The sequence below is a fragment of the Actinoplanes sp. NPDC051411 genome (assembly GCF_040682075.1).
Taxonomy (GTDB): Bacteria; Actinomycetota; Actinomycetes; order Mycobacteriales; family Micromonosporaceae; genus Actinoplanes.
Genome location: NZ_JBFBAD010000051.1, coordinates 34395 through 50237, shown reverse-complemented (window position 1 = coordinate 50237; position 15843 = coordinate 34395). Strand labels below are relative to the sequence as shown.

The 15843-nt window shown below is 71.6% G+C and carries 19 protein-coding genes and 1 pseudogene; 14 read left to right on the top strand and 6 right to left on the bottom strand.

Annotated elements, in window-relative coordinates; all coding sequences use genetic code 11:
- Positions 1–152 precede the first annotated feature (152 nt).
- From AB0M88_RS26745 to AB0M88_RS26725, 5 genes are all read left to right on the top strand, one after another.
- Complete coding sequence (locus AB0M88_RS26745; RefSeq protein WP_364106817.1) at positions 153–524, top strand: hypothetical protein; 372 nt, start codon at positions 153–155, stop codon at positions 522–524.
- A gap of 76 nt (positions 525–600) precedes the next feature.
- Positions 601–1350, top strand: coding sequence for an SDR family oxidoreductase (locus AB0M88_RS26740; RefSeq protein ID WP_364106815.1), 750 nt, complete (start codon positions 601–603; stop codon positions 1348–1350).
- 12 nt (positions 1351–1362) lie between these two features.
- Positions 1363–2157, top strand: a complete 795-nt coding sequence (locus tag AB0M88_RS26735) for a nuclear transport factor 2 family protein (protein ID WP_364106813.1) — start codon at positions 1363–1365, stop codon at positions 2155–2157.
- Positions 2158–2200: 43 nt separating this feature from the next.
- Positions 2201–2491 (top strand): hypothetical protein, encoded by a 291-nt coding sequence (locus AB0M88_RS26730; RefSeq protein WP_364106811.1) that lies wholly within the window; start codon positions 2201–2203, stop codon positions 2489–2491.
- Positions 2492–3412, top strand: a complete 921-nt coding sequence (locus tag AB0M88_RS26725; RefSeq protein WP_364106809.1) for a cation diffusion facilitator family transporter — start codon at positions 2492–2494, stop codon at positions 3410–3412.
- On the opposite strand, the gene AB0M88_RS26720 is transcribed toward AB0M88_RS26725, so the two are convergent.
- From AB0M88_RS26720 to AB0M88_RS26710, 3 genes are read right to left on the bottom strand one after another with little or no spacing between them, the layout of a single operon-like run.
- Entirely contained in the window at positions 3409–4506 is a 1098-nt protein-coding gene (locus AB0M88_RS26720) for an enolase C-terminal domain-like protein (protein WP_364106808.1), read from the bottom strand. The two genes, AB0M88_RS26725 and AB0M88_RS26720, sit on opposite strands and share 4 nt — an antisense overlap.
- A 3-nt stretch (positions 4507–4509) precedes the next feature.
- A complete protein-coding gene (locus tag AB0M88_RS26715; protein ID WP_364106806.1) occupies positions 4510–6273 on the bottom strand; it encodes a thiamine pyrophosphate-dependent enzyme in 1764 nt (587 codons plus the stop codon).
- A 45-nt stretch (positions 6274–6318) separates the two neighbouring features.
- Positions 6319–6546 (bottom strand): CDGSH iron-sulfur domain-containing protein, encoded by a 228-nt coding sequence (locus tag AB0M88_RS26710; protein WP_364106804.1) that lies wholly within the window; start codon positions 6544–6546, stop codon positions 6319–6321.
- A gap of 74 nt (positions 6547–6620) precedes the next feature.
- On the opposite strand from AB0M88_RS26710, the gene AB0M88_RS26705 reads away from it, so the two are divergent.
- From AB0M88_RS26705 to AB0M88_RS26685, 5 genes are all read left to right on the top strand, one after another.
- Positions 6621–7586, top strand: coding sequence for an iron-containing redox enzyme family protein (locus AB0M88_RS26705; protein WP_364106802.1), 966 nt, complete (start codon positions 6621–6623; stop codon positions 7584–7586).
- A 154-nt stretch (positions 7587–7740) separates the two neighbouring features.
- Positions 7741–8508 (top strand): hypothetical protein, encoded by a 768-nt coding sequence (locus AB0M88_RS26700; RefSeq protein ID WP_364106800.1) that lies wholly within the window; start codon positions 7741–7743, stop codon positions 8506–8508.
- Positions 8505–8927 carry a phage holin family protein gene (locus tag AB0M88_RS26695; RefSeq protein ID WP_364106798.1) on the top strand — a complete coding sequence of 141 codons (423 nt, stop codon included), beginning with the start codon at positions 8505–8507 and terminating at the stop codon, positions 8925–8927. The genes AB0M88_RS26700 and AB0M88_RS26695 overlap by 4 nt, the downstream gene beginning before the upstream one ends.
- Positions 8903–9508 carry a DUF3618 domain-containing protein gene (locus AB0M88_RS26690; RefSeq protein WP_364106796.1) on the top strand — a complete coding sequence of 202 codons (606 nt, stop codon included), beginning with the start codon at positions 8903–8905 and terminating at the stop codon, positions 9506–9508. Before AB0M88_RS26695 ends, AB0M88_RS26690 begins: the two co-directional genes overlap by 25 nt.
- A gap of 129 nt (positions 9509–9637) precedes the next feature.
- Complete coding sequence (locus AB0M88_RS26685; RefSeq protein WP_364106794.1) at positions 9638–10177, top strand: hypothetical protein; 540 nt, start codon at positions 9638–9640, stop codon at positions 10175–10177.
- 159 nt (positions 10178–10336) lie between these two features.
- Here the strand turns inward: AB0M88_RS26685 and AB0M88_RS26680 are convergent.
- A pseudogene (locus AB0M88_RS26680) lies at positions 10337–10578 on the bottom strand (hypothetical protein); the annotation flags it as partial.
- A 206-nt stretch (positions 10579–10784) separates the two neighbouring features.
- Here AB0M88_RS26680 and AB0M88_RS26675 point away from each other — a divergent pair.
- On the top strand, positions 10785–11162 hold the full coding sequence (locus tag AB0M88_RS26675; RefSeq protein WP_364106792.1) for an alpha/beta hydrolase: 378 nt from the start codon (positions 10785–10787) through the stop codon (positions 11160–11162).
- On the opposite strand, the gene AB0M88_RS26670 is transcribed toward AB0M88_RS26675, so the two are convergent.
- Positions 11125–11874, bottom strand: coding sequence for a sensor histidine kinase (locus tag AB0M88_RS26670; RefSeq protein WP_364106790.1), 750 nt, complete (start codon positions 11872–11874; stop codon positions 11125–11127). The two genes, AB0M88_RS26675 and AB0M88_RS26670, sit on opposite strands and share 38 nt — an antisense overlap.
- Between AB0M88_RS26670 and AB0M88_RS26665 the strand changes: the two genes are divergently transcribed.
- On the top strand, positions 11848–12471 hold the full coding sequence (locus tag AB0M88_RS26665) for a response regulator transcription factor (RefSeq protein ID WP_364106788.1): 624 nt from the start codon (positions 11848–11850) through the stop codon (positions 12469–12471). The two genes, AB0M88_RS26670 and AB0M88_RS26665, sit on opposite strands and share 27 nt — an antisense overlap.
- Positions 12472–12505: 34 nt before the next feature.
- On the opposite strand, the gene AB0M88_RS26660 is transcribed toward AB0M88_RS26665, so the two are convergent.
- Positions 12506–13756, bottom strand: coding sequence for an Nramp family divalent metal transporter (locus AB0M88_RS26660; RefSeq protein ID WP_364106786.1), 1251 nt, complete (start codon positions 13754–13756; stop codon positions 12506–12508).
- Positions 13757–13872: 116 nt separating this feature from the next.
- Between AB0M88_RS26660 and AB0M88_RS26655 the strand changes: the two genes are divergently transcribed.
- Together AB0M88_RS26655 and AB0M88_RS26650 are read left to right on the top strand one after the other, a co-directional pair.
- Entirely contained in the window at positions 13873–14793 is a 921-nt protein-coding gene (locus tag AB0M88_RS26655) for a manganese catalase family protein (RefSeq protein WP_364106784.1), read from the top strand.
- A 128-nt stretch (positions 14794–14921) separates the two neighbouring features.
- The gene (locus AB0M88_RS26650) at positions 14922–15803 is read left to right on the top strand and encodes an MBL fold metallo-hydrolase (protein ID WP_364106782.1); all 882 of its coding nucleotides are present in this window, start codon (positions 14922–14924) and stop codon (positions 15801–15803) included.
- The last annotated feature ends 40 nt before the right edge of the window (positions 15804–15843 follow it).

Sequence of the window (15843 nt, the reverse complement as noted above, 5' to 3'; positions counted from 1 at the left end):
ATCACGAAGATTATGAACGTCGATAATCGCGACCGGAGGGCACCTGATTTTCCCACTCGGGGCGTGGGCCGGACGGGAAAGCGCCGTTTCCCCGGCCCTGCACCCCGGGCGTGATGACCTGACCGGGCCATCTCATCAGAGGGAGGACCGAGATGCACATCACGGCACGGCTGCCGATCCTGATCGGTGCCGGTCTCCTGAGCGCCGCCATCGGGGCGGGTCCGGCTCAGGCGGCGGGCGCTACGCCTCAGGGACCCCAGCCTCCCCACGGTCAGGGCGACCTGATCGGGTACTTCCAGAACCGGTCGGACTGCGAATGGGTGGGCCGGCTCGGCGACATGCAGAACCGGTGGGACCAGTACGACTGCAACAGCGTCGACTACGGCCAGTTCCGCGACATGTACGAGCTGACCGCCGACAGCTACAACGCGCACGACAACGGGGGCCCGGGCAACCACTACCCGGGCGACCACCACTCGGGCGACCACCACTCGGGCGGCGGACCACACGGGCCGCACCACTAGGAGTAACGGGGCCGGCCCCGCCGCCAGGGACAGTCACTGGCGCGAGGGCCGGCCTCGCCGCGCGACCATGGCAGCCATGGACACCACGGCACCCCGGTCACCGTCCGGACAGAAGCTGGCCGGACAGAAGGTCGTCGTGCTGGGCGGCAGCGCCGGCATCGGGCTCGAGACGGCACGGCTCGCCCGCGCCGAGGGGGCCGACGTGATCCTGGTCGGGCGCGATCCCGACCACCTCGGGCAGGCGGCCGAGGAGGTCGGCGCGACCGGCACCGCCGCGTTCGACGCCGCCGACCCGGAACGCCTCCAGGAGTTCTTCGGCGGCCTGCCCGGACCGGTCGACCACGTGATGGTCACCGCGGGCGGCAACTACTACGCGCGGCTGGCCGACCTCGACCTCGCCCAGGCCCGCAAGCTGGTCGACGAGCATCTCTGGCTGCCCGTACATCTGGCGCGGGCGGTCATCGGCCGGATCAACCCCGGCGGCGCCCTGCTCTTCATGGGCGGCACCGGCGGCCGCCGGCCCGCCCTCGGCCTCGCGCTTCCCGGCGCGCTGACCGCCGCCCAGCCCCTGCTGATCGCGAACCTCGCGCTGGAACTCGACCCGATCCGGGTCAACGCGATCGCGGCCGGCTTCGTCGACACCCCGCTGTCGGCCCGGCTGCTCGGCGACGACCTCGACAAGCGGCGCGAGGAACTGCGGGCCAACCTGCCGATCCACCGGGTGGTCCAACCGTCCGACGTCGCCGCACTGGCCATCCATCTGATGGTCAACACCGCGCTGACCGGAGCGACCTACGACATCGACGGCGGCCAGCAGATCGTGTGAGAGGGTTGCGTCATGCCGTGGCTGCCGGACTTCCAGAACGCCGCCGAACTCGCGCGGAGGCAGACCCACGCGGCCGGCCACGCCGACCCGGTGGGGCAATACATCGTCGCGCTGACCGGTGGCGACCCGCACGCGATCGAGGACGCCTGGCCCGAGCGCGTCGTCGTCTTCGACCCGCGGGCGGGCGAGGTCCGCGGGCATCACGACCTGAGGGACTTCGTCCACCGCAGCCGCGACCTGCTCGCCCAGTTCCAGGCCCACCTCGACGCCGCCCGGAAGCGGATCGTCGTGCCCGGCCGGGCGGTCGTGGAACTGCTCGGCCACGTGACCTTCGACGGCACGCAACGGCCGTGGCCGGTCGCGATCGTCGCCGAATCGCACGACGACTCGGTGGTGTTCCGCAGCTACTTCAGCCGGCGGCCGACCGAGGGACAGCGGTTCCCGCGGCCGTCGATCCTCCCCGGCGGCGCGGCAGTGCCCGGCGGCGTGGTCGGCTGGCACCTCGAAGCGCTGGCGGCGGGGGACGTCGAGGCGGTGCTCGCCACCTTCGGGCCGGGCGCCTATCTGCGCGAGACCGACGAACGGACGCATCGGGGCGGGGCGGAGCTCCGGGCGTACCTCTCCAGGGTGGGCAGCGTCGAGCTGCAGCCGTGCGTCGTGACCGACGACGGCTCGGCCTGCGTGGTCGAGTTCAACTGCCTGCGCCTCGGCGGCCGCGAGATGTCACCGCAGGCCGGGCTCGTGGCCTACGAGCGCGGGGCGGACGGGCTGCTCGCCGCCGTCCGCATTTACGGCGACCTGGCGTAGCGCGAATTGTTTTGCCGTCGGCCGACGTGGGAACGAGCGTCCCATGCAGCCTTCGACATCTCCGATCGAGAACGTGACCGTGGGCATGACCGTCGTCGACCGGGACGGTGCCGGAGCCGGCACGGTCGTGGCCGTCCAGATGCCCGGCACCGACGTGCGGCCCGACGCGGTGGCCGGGGTGGCCGAGGAGCTCATGGGCGCCGGCTACGCCCGGATCGACGGGACCGGGCTGCTGTCCAACGACACGTACGCCGGGGGCGACCAGATCCGCGACACCGACCAGGGCGTCGTCATCCTCCGGGTCAGCCGCGACGATCTGCACCGCGCCTCCTGAATGGCCGAGGAGAGCGCGCGGACGGTCATCGTCGCGGTCGCGGCGAACCTGGGGATCGCCGTCGCCAAGACGGTGGCCGCCCTGTTCACCGGGTCGGCGTCGCTGTGGGCCGAGGCGGCGCACTCGGTGGCCGACACCGGCAACGAGGTGCTGCTCTTCGTGGGGCTGCGCAAGTCGTCCGGGTCGCCCGACCGGGCGCACCCGTTCGGGCGGGGGCAGGAGCGGTACTTCTGGGCGTTCCTGGCCGCGCTCGGCATCTTCCTGGTCGGCGGGACGCTCTCGGTCGGCGAGGGCATCCGCAGCCTGCTGATGCCCGAGCCCCTCGAGTCCCTGTGGGTGGGCGTCACGGTGCTGCTGGTGTCGGCGGGCTTCGAGGGCTATTCGTGGCACACCGCCCGCAAACAGCTGCGCAACAATGCCCGCGACCAGAAGCGGTCGCTGTTCGAACAGCTCGTACGGGCGTCCGACCCGAGCGCGACCACGGTGTTCCTGGAGGACTCGGCGGCGCTGGTCGGACTCGCAGTGGCCCTGGTCGCGCTGCTGCTGCACGCGGGCACGGGCTGGGCCGGGTGGGACGCGCTGGGCAGCATGGCCATCGGCGTCCTGCTGATCGCGGTGGCGTTCCTGCTCGCCGTACGGTCGAAGGCGCTGATGCTCGAAGAGGCGGCGCCGGCCGATGTGGCCGACCCGATCCGGGCCCGGGTTTCGGCGGTCGGGTGGGTGGGGGAGATCGCCGACATGCACGCGGTCTATCTCGGGCCGTCGAGCTTGCTGGTCAACCTGTGGATCCGGCCGTCGGCGTCCGCGCTCGCTGATTCGGCCGGGGAACTCGTCTCGCTGGCCGGGCGGCTGCGGTCGGAGCTGCTGGCCGACGACGGGATCGCCCAGGTGACGGTGACTTTGGTCGGCGCCGAGGGTTAGCCGGCTGCTATCTCGTACGCGGCGGCGTCGGCCCGCTTGAACGTCAGCCCGTGCCCCGGCGCCGTCAGGTCGGGGTGCAGCGAGCCGTCCGGGCCGAGTGGCGTGACGCCGTCGAAGAACAGCTGTTCGATGCGCACGTGGTCGTGGAAGTACTCCAGGTGGCGCAGGTTGGGAGTGGCCAGGGCGGCGTCCACGTGCAGGGCCGGCGCGCAGTGACCGGAGATGTCCAGTCCCAGCCCGGCGGCCAGAGCGCCGACCCGCTGCCACTCCGTGATGCCGCCGCAGCGGGACACGTCGGCCTGCAGGCAGTCGACCGAGCCGGCCAGGCGGGCGAAATAGCCGAGGTGGTAGCCGTATTCGCCCGCGGTCACGTCGGCGGTCACCGAGTCGCGCACCCGGCGCAGCCCGTCGAGGTCGTCCGAGGAGACCGGCTCCTCGAACCAGCGGACGTCCGGGAACGACGCCGCCAGGCGGATGGCCTGGGCGGCCGAATAGGCGCCGTTGGCGTCCACATAGAGCTCCCGGTCGCCCAGAACCCGCCGGGCCAGGGCGATCCGGGACAGGTCGCGGGCTTCGGCGGTGCCCCACGCCTCGCCGATCTTGATTTTGGCGCGGCCGCAGGCGAGGTTGTCCTCGAGCCAGCTCGTCAGGCGGGCGGCGTCCCAGGTGGTGAAGCCGCCGCTGGCGTAGACCGGGACCGACGGCCGGGCCGCGCCGAGCAGGGCCCCCAGGCGTACGCCCAGCAAGCGGGACTTCAGGTCCCAGAGGGCCACGTCGATCGCCGAGATGGCGGTGGCCGCGACGCCGTCGCGGCCGGTGTTGCGCACCGCCCGGGCCATCGCCGTGTTGAGGGCCGGCACGTCGGAGGCCGGCCGGCCGGTCACCACCGGGGCGAGCATCTCGGAGATGAGGTGCCCGGCCGCGGCGGGGGCGTAGGTCCAGCCCAGACCGGTCGCCTCCGCGGTGTGCACGTGGACGACCACGACGGTGGTGGCGTCCCAGGTGAAGGTGCCGTCGGCTTCCGGCCCGTCGGTCGGCACGCGGTAGGCGCCCCACTCGACGGACCGGATGTCGCCGGACTGTCCGGGAGGCACCCGTCAGCCCTTCAACTGCTCGATCTTGTCTTTGAACAGCGTCGTCGCGATCGCCGCCTTGTGCGGCTGGCCGTGCAGGAACGCGGTCGCGAACTTCTTGGCCTGGTCGTAGGAGACCTTGCCGGGCATCGGCGGCTCGTTCGGGTCGACGGCCACATCGACCAGCGCGGGCCCGGGATGGGCGAAGGCCTCCTGCAGCGCGCCCGGCAGATCGCCGGGCTTGCTGACCTGTACGCCGAAGCCCCCGCACCCGCGTGCCCAGGCGGCATAGTCGGGGACGGGTTCGCCGAAGCGCACGCCGTGCTCGGGATAGCCCAGCACCATCTGCTCCCACAGGATCTGCCCGAGCGAGTTGTTGTTGTTGATGATCACCTTGATCGGCAGGTGGTAGCGGGCCGCGGTGTGGAACTCAGCCATCAGCATCGCGAAACCGCCGTCGCCGACGAAGGCGATGACCTGCCGGCCGGGATGGGCGTGCTGGAGGGCGATCGAGTAGGGGAGTCCGGGCGCCATCGTCGCGAGGGTGCCCGAGAGGTAGAACTCGCGGTCCTCGCGGATGTGCCAGTGCCGGGCGGCCCAGGTCGCGATCGTGCCCGAGTCGCAGGCCAGGATCGCGTCGCCGCGGGCCAGCTCGTCGATCTGCGCCGCGAGGAACTGCGGGGCGATCGGCTCGCGGTCGGCCGACTCCAGCGCGGTCATGTTCTCGCGCCAGTCCTTCATCTTGTCCTGGTATTTCGCCAGGTGCTTGCGGTCCTTGCGCTCCAGCCGGGGAATCAGCGCCTCGAGCGTCGCCCCGACGTCGCCGACCAGCGGGACGTCGGTCGGGATGCGGGTGCCGGCCCGTTCGGGCGCGACGTCGACCTGGACGACCTTCACCTTGCCGGGGGCGGGCAGGAACTTCGTGTACGGGAAGTTGGTGCCCAGCATCAGCAGCGTGTCGATGTCCTCCATGAGGTCCTCGCTCGGCGCGGTGCCGAGCAGGCCGAGGCCGCCCGTGGTGTACGGGGAGTCGTCGGGCACCACCATCTTGCCGAGCAGGGATTTGACGATCGGTGCGCCGAGGATGTCGGCGGTCCGCTCGAGTCGCTCCTTCTCGCCGCGGGCGCCGATGCCGGCCAGAATGGCGACCTTCTGGCCGCTGTTGAGGACGTCGGCCGCCAGCTGGAGATCGCGATCGGCCGGCCGGACGGCGGGAGCCAGGTAGATCGGCTTGGTCGCGGGCGGGCTCACCGGGGCGACGCTGGTGTACGGATCCTTGTGCGCCGGCGCGATCTGGATGTCGTTGGGGATCGTCAGGTGGGCCACCCCGCGCCGGGCGTACGCGGTGCGGATCGCGATGTCGACCACGGCCGGCACCTGCGCCGGGTTCATGATCACCTGGTTGTAGACCGAGACGTCCTCGTAGAGCTTGTCCAGCGCGACCTCCTGCTGGTAGGCCGTGCCGAGCACGCTCGACTCCTGCAGGCCGGTGATCGCGAGCACCGGCGCGTGGTCGAGCTTGGCGTCGTAGAGGCCGTTGGCCAGGTGGATGCCGCCCGGCCCGCTGGTCGCCAGGCAGACGCCGATCTTCCCGGTCGCCTTGGCGTGGGCGCAGGCCATGAAGGCCGCCGCCTCCTCGTGATGCACGAGGACGAATTTGATCTTGTCGGTGTTGCGGCGCAGGCCCTCCATGATGCCGTTGATGCCGTCCCCGGGAAGCCCGAAGACGGTGTCGACGCCCCACTCGGCGAGCCGCGCGATGAGTACCTCAGAAGTTATCTCGGACACTCCGGTCGGATATCCCGGCCGGAGGGCGTCAAACCTGCCGGAATGTCACACTCCCGGTCCCCGCGCGGCCGGGGTGTCCCGCCCGGTGCCGGCCCGGAAGTTGACCGCCTTGTGGGTGCCGTCGCAGAACGGCTTGATCGCCGACTTCCCGCACCGGCACAGCGCGACCGTGGCCCGCCCCGGCTCGATCGGCGTCCCGTCCGGGGTCCGCATCTCGAAATCCCCGCGGATGATGAGCGGGCCGTCCTCGTACGGGGTGATCGTCGAAGTCATGCCGCCCCGGATCCCCGTTTCCGGCCCGGCGAAACCTGGGTTTACCTCGGGTTCTGGCGGGAAGCCGGTGCGGCATGAAACTTCCCGGGCCCCGTGGTGCCCTGTCCGGTGCGCTGATCGACGTTCTCGCCGGAAAGGCGACGGACCTGCCGGCCGGGCGGGCGCCGGACGACGACGAGGACCTCCAGTTGGCGCTGTTCGTCTGCTATGAGCTGGCCTACCGGGGCTGGGACGGCGTCGACGACGCCTGGGAGTGGGATCCCGGCCTGCTGAGCGTGCGGGCGGCGCTCGAGGACCACTTCGCGGCCGGCCTGCGCGAGCTGACCGGGCCGCCGGCCGCGACCGACCCGGCCGACGTGCCGGCGTTGCTGGCCGAGGCGGTGGCGGCCGACGACGGCCCGTCGCTCTCCGGCTACCTGCGCGGCCGGGCGACCCGCGAGCAGTTCCGTGAGTTCGTCGTCCACCGGTCGGTCTACCACCTGCGCGAGGCCGACCCGCACACCTGGGCCATCCCGCGCCTGGCCGGGCGGCCCAAGGCCGCGCTGATCGAGATCCAGGCCGACGAGTACGGCGGGGGCGTCACCCGGCGGATGCATCAGGAGCTGTTCAAGCAGACCATGGGCTGGTTCGGTCTCGACCTGACCTACGGCGCGTACGTCGACGACGTCGGCGCGCCGACCCTGGCCGTCAACAACCTGATGTCGTACTTCGGGCTGCACCGGCGCCGGCGGGGCGCGGTCCTCGGCCACCTCGCGGCGTACGAGATGACGTCGTCGCTGCCGAACCGCGCGTACGGCAACGGGTTGCGCCGCCTCGGCGGGGATGCCGGGGCGACCGCCTTCTACGACGAGCACGTCGAGGCGGACGCGGTGCACGAGCAGATCGCCGCCCACGACCTGTGCGGCTCCTTCGCCGCCGCCGAGCCGGAACTGGCCGGAGACGTCCTGTGGGGGGCGCGGTGCGCGCTCGCGGTCGACAACCGATGGGCTTTCCATGTGCTCGAAAAATGGCAGAAAGGACTTTCCTCGCTGCGCGCATAGAAAGCGTCCCGCCGGGTACGGCCGCGCATTCGCTCGATACCGATCTCTACTGAGGAGATTTGAACCCGCATGATCGATCGGAAATCAAAGGATTAAGGGCCGTGAATGGGGGCATCCGTCGTCTTGCCAAAACGACCTGATTCGAGGAGGCATAGTGAGTGAATCAACGACCGGCGGCCAGTCCACGGTGAAACAGGTGGCCGCCCAAGGCACCCAGGCCGCCGGCCAAGCGGTGACGGACGTGCGGGAGACCGCCACCGACCAGGCCCAGCGGGTCGGCGCCGAGGCGCGCGCCCAGGCCCGGACGGTGGCCTCGGACGTGCGCGACAGGCTCGGCGAGCAGGCCCGCACGCAGAACGACCGCCTGGTCGGCAGCATCCGTGAGACCGCTGACCACCTCGACGAGATGCGCGGCGACCGCAGCGGAACCCCCGCGGCGACCGTCGTGGCGCGGGTGGCCGACGGCGGCCGGCAGCTGGCCGACTACCTCGACCACCACGGCCCCGAGGGCGTCCTCCGCGAGGTGCAGGACTTCGCCCGCCGCCGGCCCGGCGCCTTCCTGGCCACCGCGCTCGCGGCCGGATTCGTCGTCGGACGACTCGGCAAGAGTGTGGCCAAGGCCGACCCGAACGCGGGTGCCGACACCAGCGTCAAACCGTCGACCGACACGTTCGCGTCGAACTATCCGCAGACGCCGGCCTATTCGCCGGCCCCCGGCTATTCGGAAACGACCGGCTATTCCGAGACGCCCGGATATTCGCCGGCCGGCACCGGCTACGTGACCGATCCGGCCGCGACCGGCGGCTACGCCGACCCCGGCCGGCACGCGACCGGATACGAGGCCACCGGCACCGAGTACACGTCGACCGGCACCGGCACGCCGCTGGTCGCCGAGCCGGAGTATCCGGAGTCGCGGCCATGACGACGCCCTACCCCCAGGACCAGGACCGCGCGCAGCCGGCCGGCGAGACCTCGATCGGCGAGCTGATCGGCAACATCAGCTCCGACCTGTCCCAGCTGTTCCGGCAGGAGGTCGAACTGGCCAAGGTCGAACTGCGCCAGGAGGCGGCCAAGGCCGGCAAGGCGGCCGGGATGCTCGGCGTCGCCGGGTTCGCCGGCTACCTGGCCGTCGTGCTGCTCAGCTTCGCGGCGGTGTTCGGCCTGGCCAACGTCATGGACGGCGGATGGGCCGCCCTGATCATCGCCGTCGTCTGGGCGATCATCGGCGCGGTTCTGTACGCGACCGGCCGCAAGCGGCTCAAGACCGTGGACCCGATGCCACGGCGCACCGTCGACACGCTCAAGGAGGACGCCCAGTGGCTGAAGAACCCGACCGGCTGAGGCAGGAGATCGAGTACACGCGGGCCGGCCTGACCCGCGACGTCGACCGGCTCGCCGAGAAGGCGAGCCCCAAGCAGGTGGCCCGCCGCCGGTGGACCGCCGTGAAGGAGAAGGTGATGGGCAGCACCGGCTCGGCCACGTCCACCGTGCAGGACAAGGCGTCCGACATCGGCGGGACCGTACAGGACAAGGCGTCCCACCTCGGTGACGTGGCCGGCGAGAAGGCGCACGACGCGGCCGACGCCGTCCGCGCCGCGCCGCAGGCGGTCGCCTCGCAGACACAGGGCAACCCGATCGCCGCGGGCGTCATCGCCTTCGGAGTGGGCCTGCTGGCGGCCACCCTGATCCCGGTCACCGACGCCGAGAAGCGCGCCGGCCAAGAGCTGAAGGACCGCGGCGAGCCGCTCACCGACAAGGTCAAGGAGGTCGCGAGCGACCTCAAGGACGACGTCGGCGGAACGGTCCAGGAGGCGGCCGGCCGAGTCAAGGACACCGCCCAGGACGCCGTCCAGACCACCCGGGAACAGGCGCGGTCGTCCGCGCAGGACACAGTGCAGGCGGCCCGGCCCGACGGGTCATGACCGCCCGCCGCGGGCCGGGGGGCACATCGGGCGCAACGTAGCGTCCGGTGTGTTCCCCGGCCTCGGTGCAACGGGGCGAGACGCGTGTGGGGGCCGCTGGCGAGGAGCGATACTGATAGACAGGGCCACATGTCCACCCTGCTTGTCATCGCCGGGCCACCCGGAGCCGGGAAGTCGACCGTCAGCTCCATCGCTTCTTCGCGTCTCTCACCAAGCGTCCTGATCCGCGGAGACGCCTTCTTCCGATTCCTGGACCAGGGTGCGCGGAAGCCGTGGCTGCCCGAGGCAAAGGATCAGAACCGGACGGTCATCCGCGCCTCGGGTGCGGCCGCTGGGCAGTTCGCGCGGGGAGGATACGAGGCCGTCTTCGACGGAGTCATGGGGCCATGGTTCCTGCCGGCCTTCTTCGAGGCCACCGGACTGAACGAGTTGCACTACGCCGTCCTGCTGCCCTCGGTGGAACGCTGCGTGCAGAACGTCACCACCCGGGAGGGCAACGGTGACGACGAACCCGGTACGCGGTATATGCACGGACAGTTCGAGCAAGCCCGCATCGACGCCCGGCACCTGATCATCGAGCCACGGGGAACTCCGGAGGAAGTGGCCACAAGCATCTTGGCTCGCTACCGTCAGGGCGCCTTTGCCTACGGTGCTCGAGACGTGACATAGTCCTCGCGACCCATCGTGCTGGCGCTGCGCCGAGTTCCGACTGACCCAGCGTCGCGGCTTCGGCTACCGCAACCTCGACGCGCTCACCGCAGCCATGTACCTCTGCCGCGGCGGAGTCACCCTGGACTTGCCCACGGAAACCCGAGTAGTCGCACGCGTGTTTGAGCTGTTTGTTGCCGCCTGTGGGTGGATGCTCGCCGGGATCCAGAGACCGGAGCGGCGGGTGACCCGGGCCGGCAGATAGGCCACCTGTTGACCGTAGGCCCGGCCGACGGCGACCGGCAGCGCACCGATCGAGCCCGGCGGTCGACCACGACCAGCACCGGACCGGGGCGGGCGAGGTTGTCCACCACCTGCCGCGGCCGGGCCTCGGTAGTGACCAGCACGGCGTCGTGCAACCGCTTGCCGTCGCGGTCCAGCGCACCGCGCACCGCGATCCGAGGATTGATCTTGATCAGCCGCGGTCCGCGTGGTCAGCTTCGAGAGGGTCCTCCATGGGCCACCTCCGTCTGCCTCACCGCCTGCGCCGGGCCCTGCCGGCGATGCTCCTGCTGGTTCCGGCGGCCGGGATTCTGGCGACCTGCGGGCCGGGCTGCGCCGGCTCGGCGTGACCAGGAACGTGGTGCTGGTCGCGCATTCGCAGGGCGGCGAGGTCGCGACCTACTTCGTGCGGGACGACCTGGGGCTGGTGTCCGGCGCGGTGCTCGTCGACGCCGACCTGCCGCGGTTCTTCACCGACCCGGAAATCGCCCGGCTGGTCGCCGCGACCAAGCCCCAGGTGGACGCGGCGAAAGCGGCCCCGTCGACCAGGGAGACCCGGCAGCTGCTGGCGACCGCGGCCGGCTTCGTTCCCGTGCAGCACGCCTGTCACCAGGTTTCGTGGCCCGGCACCGTCCCCGCCGAGGGCAGCTCCCATGAGGTTCCCGCCGACCGTCCGGACCTCGTCCTCACCGAAGTGGAAAAGGCGGTCGACGCCGCCCGATGAGCCGGTAGCGCGGCAGCACGACCTCCATCACGAGGCCGTCCGCGCGGCCACGCCGGGCCTGGAGCCGGCCGCCGTGCAGGGCGGCCAGGTGCCGCACCACCCACAGGCCGAGCCCGTTGTCGTCCGGCGGGGGAGTGTCGCGCTCCAGGGCCCGGGCCAGCCGTGGGTTCCAGCGGCCCTCGTCGGCGACGGTCAGGCGTAGCCGCCCGGCCCACTGCTGGGCGCCCAGGCGGATCTGGCCGGGGGAGTGGCGGACGGCGTTGCCGACCAGGTTGATCAGGATCTGCCGGGTGTGCTGGACGTGCACCGGCCAGCGGGCGGCGGCCGGGGTGACCACTGTCGACAGCCGGCCGGCCGGTGCGGTGGCGGCCACGCCGGGCAGCAGCCGGGCCAGTGGGGCGGCGTCGCCGGAACGGTCGGACAGCCCGGCCGCGATGGCGTCGGCCTCGGCGATCACCGACAGGGCGTGGGCGGCGTACTCGGTGGCGAGCCGGGCCATCTCGGCCCGGCGGTCCGGGCACGGCTGGGCCTCCAGCGCCCGGGCGAGCGACGACAGCGTGGCGATCGGCGGCCGCAGCTCGTGGCAGACGCTGCGCAGCAGCAGCTTTCCGGCCGGGTCGGCGGCCTTGCGGGTCAGCCGCATGATGCGGCCGGGGCGGGGCATGCGTGCGGCATGCGTACGCACATGCGGATCGTCCTCATCGATGATCATCCCCTCTTCGTACGTGGCCTGGAGCTGCTGCTGCCGGAGGTGAGCGGTGGCCGGGCGACCGTGGTCGCGAGCAGCGGCGACGCCGCGTCGGCGGCCGGCCTGGTCCGCCGGACCGTGCCCGACGTGGTCCTGATCGATCTGCACATGCCGCCGCCGGGCGGCCTGCGGGCGATCGCGGCGGTCCGGCAGGCCGAGCCGCGCAGCCGGGTGCTGGCGATGTCCGGCGACGACGACCCGGCGGCCGCGGTGGAGGCGCTGCGGGCCGGGGCCGAGGGCTTCCTGCCCAAGAGCAGCGAGCCCGGCGATCTGGTGAACCCGCTGCTGGCCGCGCTGGACGGCTGGGCCGTGCTGCCGTCGCCCGTGCTGGCCGCGCTGATCGGTGCGACCGGAGGCGGGCGCCTCGAGATCCGCCTGAACGACGACGAGCGGGATCTACTGAGGATGATCGCGGCCGGGCTGTCGACGGTGGACATCGCGGCCCGGCTGCACCTGTCCGAGCGCACGGTGAAACGGCAGACCGCTACGTTGCTGCGGCGGCTGCGGGTGTCCAGCCGTACGGAAGCGGCCGCGCTCGCCGGGAGCGCCGGTCTACTGTGAAGCGGCATGAGGCGTGGCGTTCCCGCCGATTCGCCTAAATAACACCCACAAAATGTAGGATCAGCAGCCCGTTCATTCCGATGATCAGGGCCGCCGCGGCGCCGGCCAGCACGGTGGTGGCCGGGTGGTTGCGGAACTCGCCCATGATCCGGCGGCGGCTGGTCAGCCAGATCAGCGGCACCAGCGCGAACGGCACGCCGAAACAGAGCACGACCTGCGACCAGACCAGGGCCGCGGTCGGGTCGGCGCCGGCGATCAGGACGGCCATGGCCGGGGTCATGGTGAGCAGCCGGCGTACGGTCAGCGGGATGCTCCGCCCGATGAAGCCGCGCATGACCACCTGCCCGGCGAAGGTTCCGACGCTCGACGAGGCGAGGCCGGAGGCGAGCAGGGCGACCGCGAACGCCAGGGCGGCCCAGTGGTCGAGGGCGGCGCCGAGCGCGGAGTGGATGCCGGCCAGGCTGTCCGTCCGGGGGGTGCCGGTTCGGAAGAACAGGCGCGCGGCGATGGTCAGCATCACGAGGTTGATCACACCGGCCAGCCCCAGGGCGAGCAGGGTGTCGGCCCGCTGGCAGCGCAGCGCGCTCTTGCGTACGCCCGGGGCCTCGGCCGCCGCCTCGGCGCGGGATTTCGTCAGCGCCGAATGCAGGTAGATCACGTGCGGCATCACGGTCGCGCCGAGGATGCCGGTGGCCAGCACGACGCTGTCCGGTCCCGCGAACGACGGAACGAGTCCGGAAGCCACCGCGACCGGGTCGGTGCCGGCGCGGAGCGCGTCGTAGAGGAAGCCGAGCAGGATCACCCCGAGCAGGCCGCCGATCACCGTCTCGAACCGGCGCAGACCGCGCTGATGCAGGGCCAGCAACGCGAACGCCACCACGCAGGTGAGCAGGCCGCCGATCGGCAGCGGGATGCCGAAGAGCAGGTTCAGCGCGAGCGCACCACCGATGATCTCGGCCAGGTCGGTGGCCATCGCGACCACTTCGGCCTGGGCCCAGAGGAACCGGGAGACCGGGCGGGGCAGGGTGTCGCGGCACAGCTGGGCCAGATCACGGCCGGTGATCAGGCCGAGCTTGGCCGACAGCGACTGGATCAGCATCGCGATCAGGTTGGCGGCGACGATCACCCAGACCAGGCGGTAGCCGAAGCTCGCGCCACCGGTGAAGTTGGTGGCGAAGTTGCCGGGGTCGGCGTAGGCGATGGCGGCCACGAAGGCGGGCCCGAACCAGGGGGCGACCCGCGCGACGCGGCGGCGCAGGGGCAGGGTGACATCCAGGACGACCATGCCGCCCCGGATGCCCGGCCCGGCTGACCCTTTCGGGCCACAACCGGTCCCGACGGGGCCAGCCACCCGGGTAGCCCACCCCGTGCCACACCGATCGCATGGGAGGACGGACCTCGATGTTCAAGCACGTGGATTACCTGCAGTTCCAGGCCAAGCCGGAGAAGCCGGACGCGTTCTTCGCGGCCAAGCTCCAGGAGCTCATCGGCGGGCAGTTCGGCGAGATGACCGTGATGATGCAGTACCTGTGGCAGGGCTGGTCGTGCCGGGTACCCGGCAAGTACAAGGACATGATCATGGACATCGCGACCGAGGAGATCGGTCACGTCGAGATGCTCACGACCATGCTCGCCCGCCTGCTCGAGGGCGGGCCGGCCGAGGCGACCGAGAAGGCCGCGGCGGCCAACCCCCTGCTGGCGGCGGTCCTCGGCGGCCAGAACCCGCAGCACTCGATCGTCACCGGCGGCGGCCCGATGCCGACCAACAGCCAGGGCGTGCCGTGGAACGCCGGCTACATCGTGGCCAGCGGCAACCTGCTGGCCGACTTCCGCTCCAATGTGGCCGCCGAGGCGCAGAGCCGGCTGCAGACCAGCCGTATCTACAACATGACCGACGACCGCGGGGTCAAGGACATGCTGCAGTTCAACCTGGCCCGCGACACCTACCACCAGCAGCAGTGGCTGCTCGGCATCGAGTCGCTGATCGAGGACGGCTTCACCGACACCCCGATCGAGAACTCCAACGGCGACGTCGAGAAGGAGTTCGCCCGCCGGACGTTCTACAGCTTCGACCCGGAGAGCCAGGCCGGACGCGGCCGGTGGGCCGTCGGCCAGACACTGCTCGGCGAGGAGATCGAGTACGTGCCGGACGCCCAGCCGCTCACCGACGACAAGCCGCTCGGCCCGGCGCCCGACCCGAAGCTGTTCGTCACCTACGACGGCGCGATGGGTAAGGGCAAGCCCGGAACCGGGGCGGGCGCGCACGGCCAGGGTGTCGCCAATGTGGTCAACAAGATCAAGGGCGCGGTGACGGACAACTGATCCGGTCCGGGGCCCGGCGCTTGCGGGGAAGTGCCGGGCCCGGCGGCCTATATGACCGGTCGTCTAGAGAAGTCAAGGTGATGTAGTCGACGCTTCCGCCGACTGAAACGACCGGTCATATTGGTGGCATGAACTATGACGTACTGCATCTGGATCCGCTGCCGATCGGCCCGGGTGGCCGCCTGCCCAACGGCGAGGAGCGCCGGTTCCAGCCGTTGGCGGTCACCCTGATTTCCGGTACGGCGGACGCCGTTCTCGTCGATCCGCCGACCACCCGGTCGGACGCCCAGGCGGTGGGTGACTGGATCGCCGCCGGCGGTAAGAACCTGACCCACATCGCGATCACCCACGGCCACGGCGACCACTGGTTCACCGCCGACCTGCTCGCCCGGCGGTTCGGCGCCCAGGTCGTGGCGACCGCCCCGACCATCGAGCTGATGCGGTTCCACGAGGCGGCACGCCCGCTGTTGTGGGACACCCTGTTCCCGGGCCAGATCCCGGCGAGCCCGGTCACCGCGACCACCGTCCCGGGCGACCGTTTCCGGCTGGAGGGCGACGACATCGTCCTGGTCCCGGTCGGCGCGAGCGACTGCGCCGACAGTTCGGTCGTGCACGTCCCGGCGCTCGGCCTCGTCGTGGCGGGCGACGTGCTCTACAACGGCGCCCACATGTACCTCGGCGACGCGGCGGCCGCCGGCGTACAGGAATGGCGTGCGGCGATCGCCAAGATCGCCGACCTGGATCCGCGGTGGGTCGTCGCCGGCCACGGCGACCGGGCGCTGGACCACGACGCCCGGCGCATCATCGCCGGGAGCCTGGACTATCTCGGCCAGGCCGAGGCCGTGCTGGCCGGTGATCCGAGCGCGACCGGGTATTTCGACGCGATGCTGGCCCGCTATCCGGACTACCGCCACGGCACGACGCTGGCCTGGGTCAGCGCGAAGGCGATCCGGGCGCTGCGCGACGGCGAGGAGTTCCCGGCCGCCGCGGTCGCGGCGTGGCTCAGCTGACACCGTCCTGGAGTTCGCCCGCGAGGCCGGCGCGTCCCAG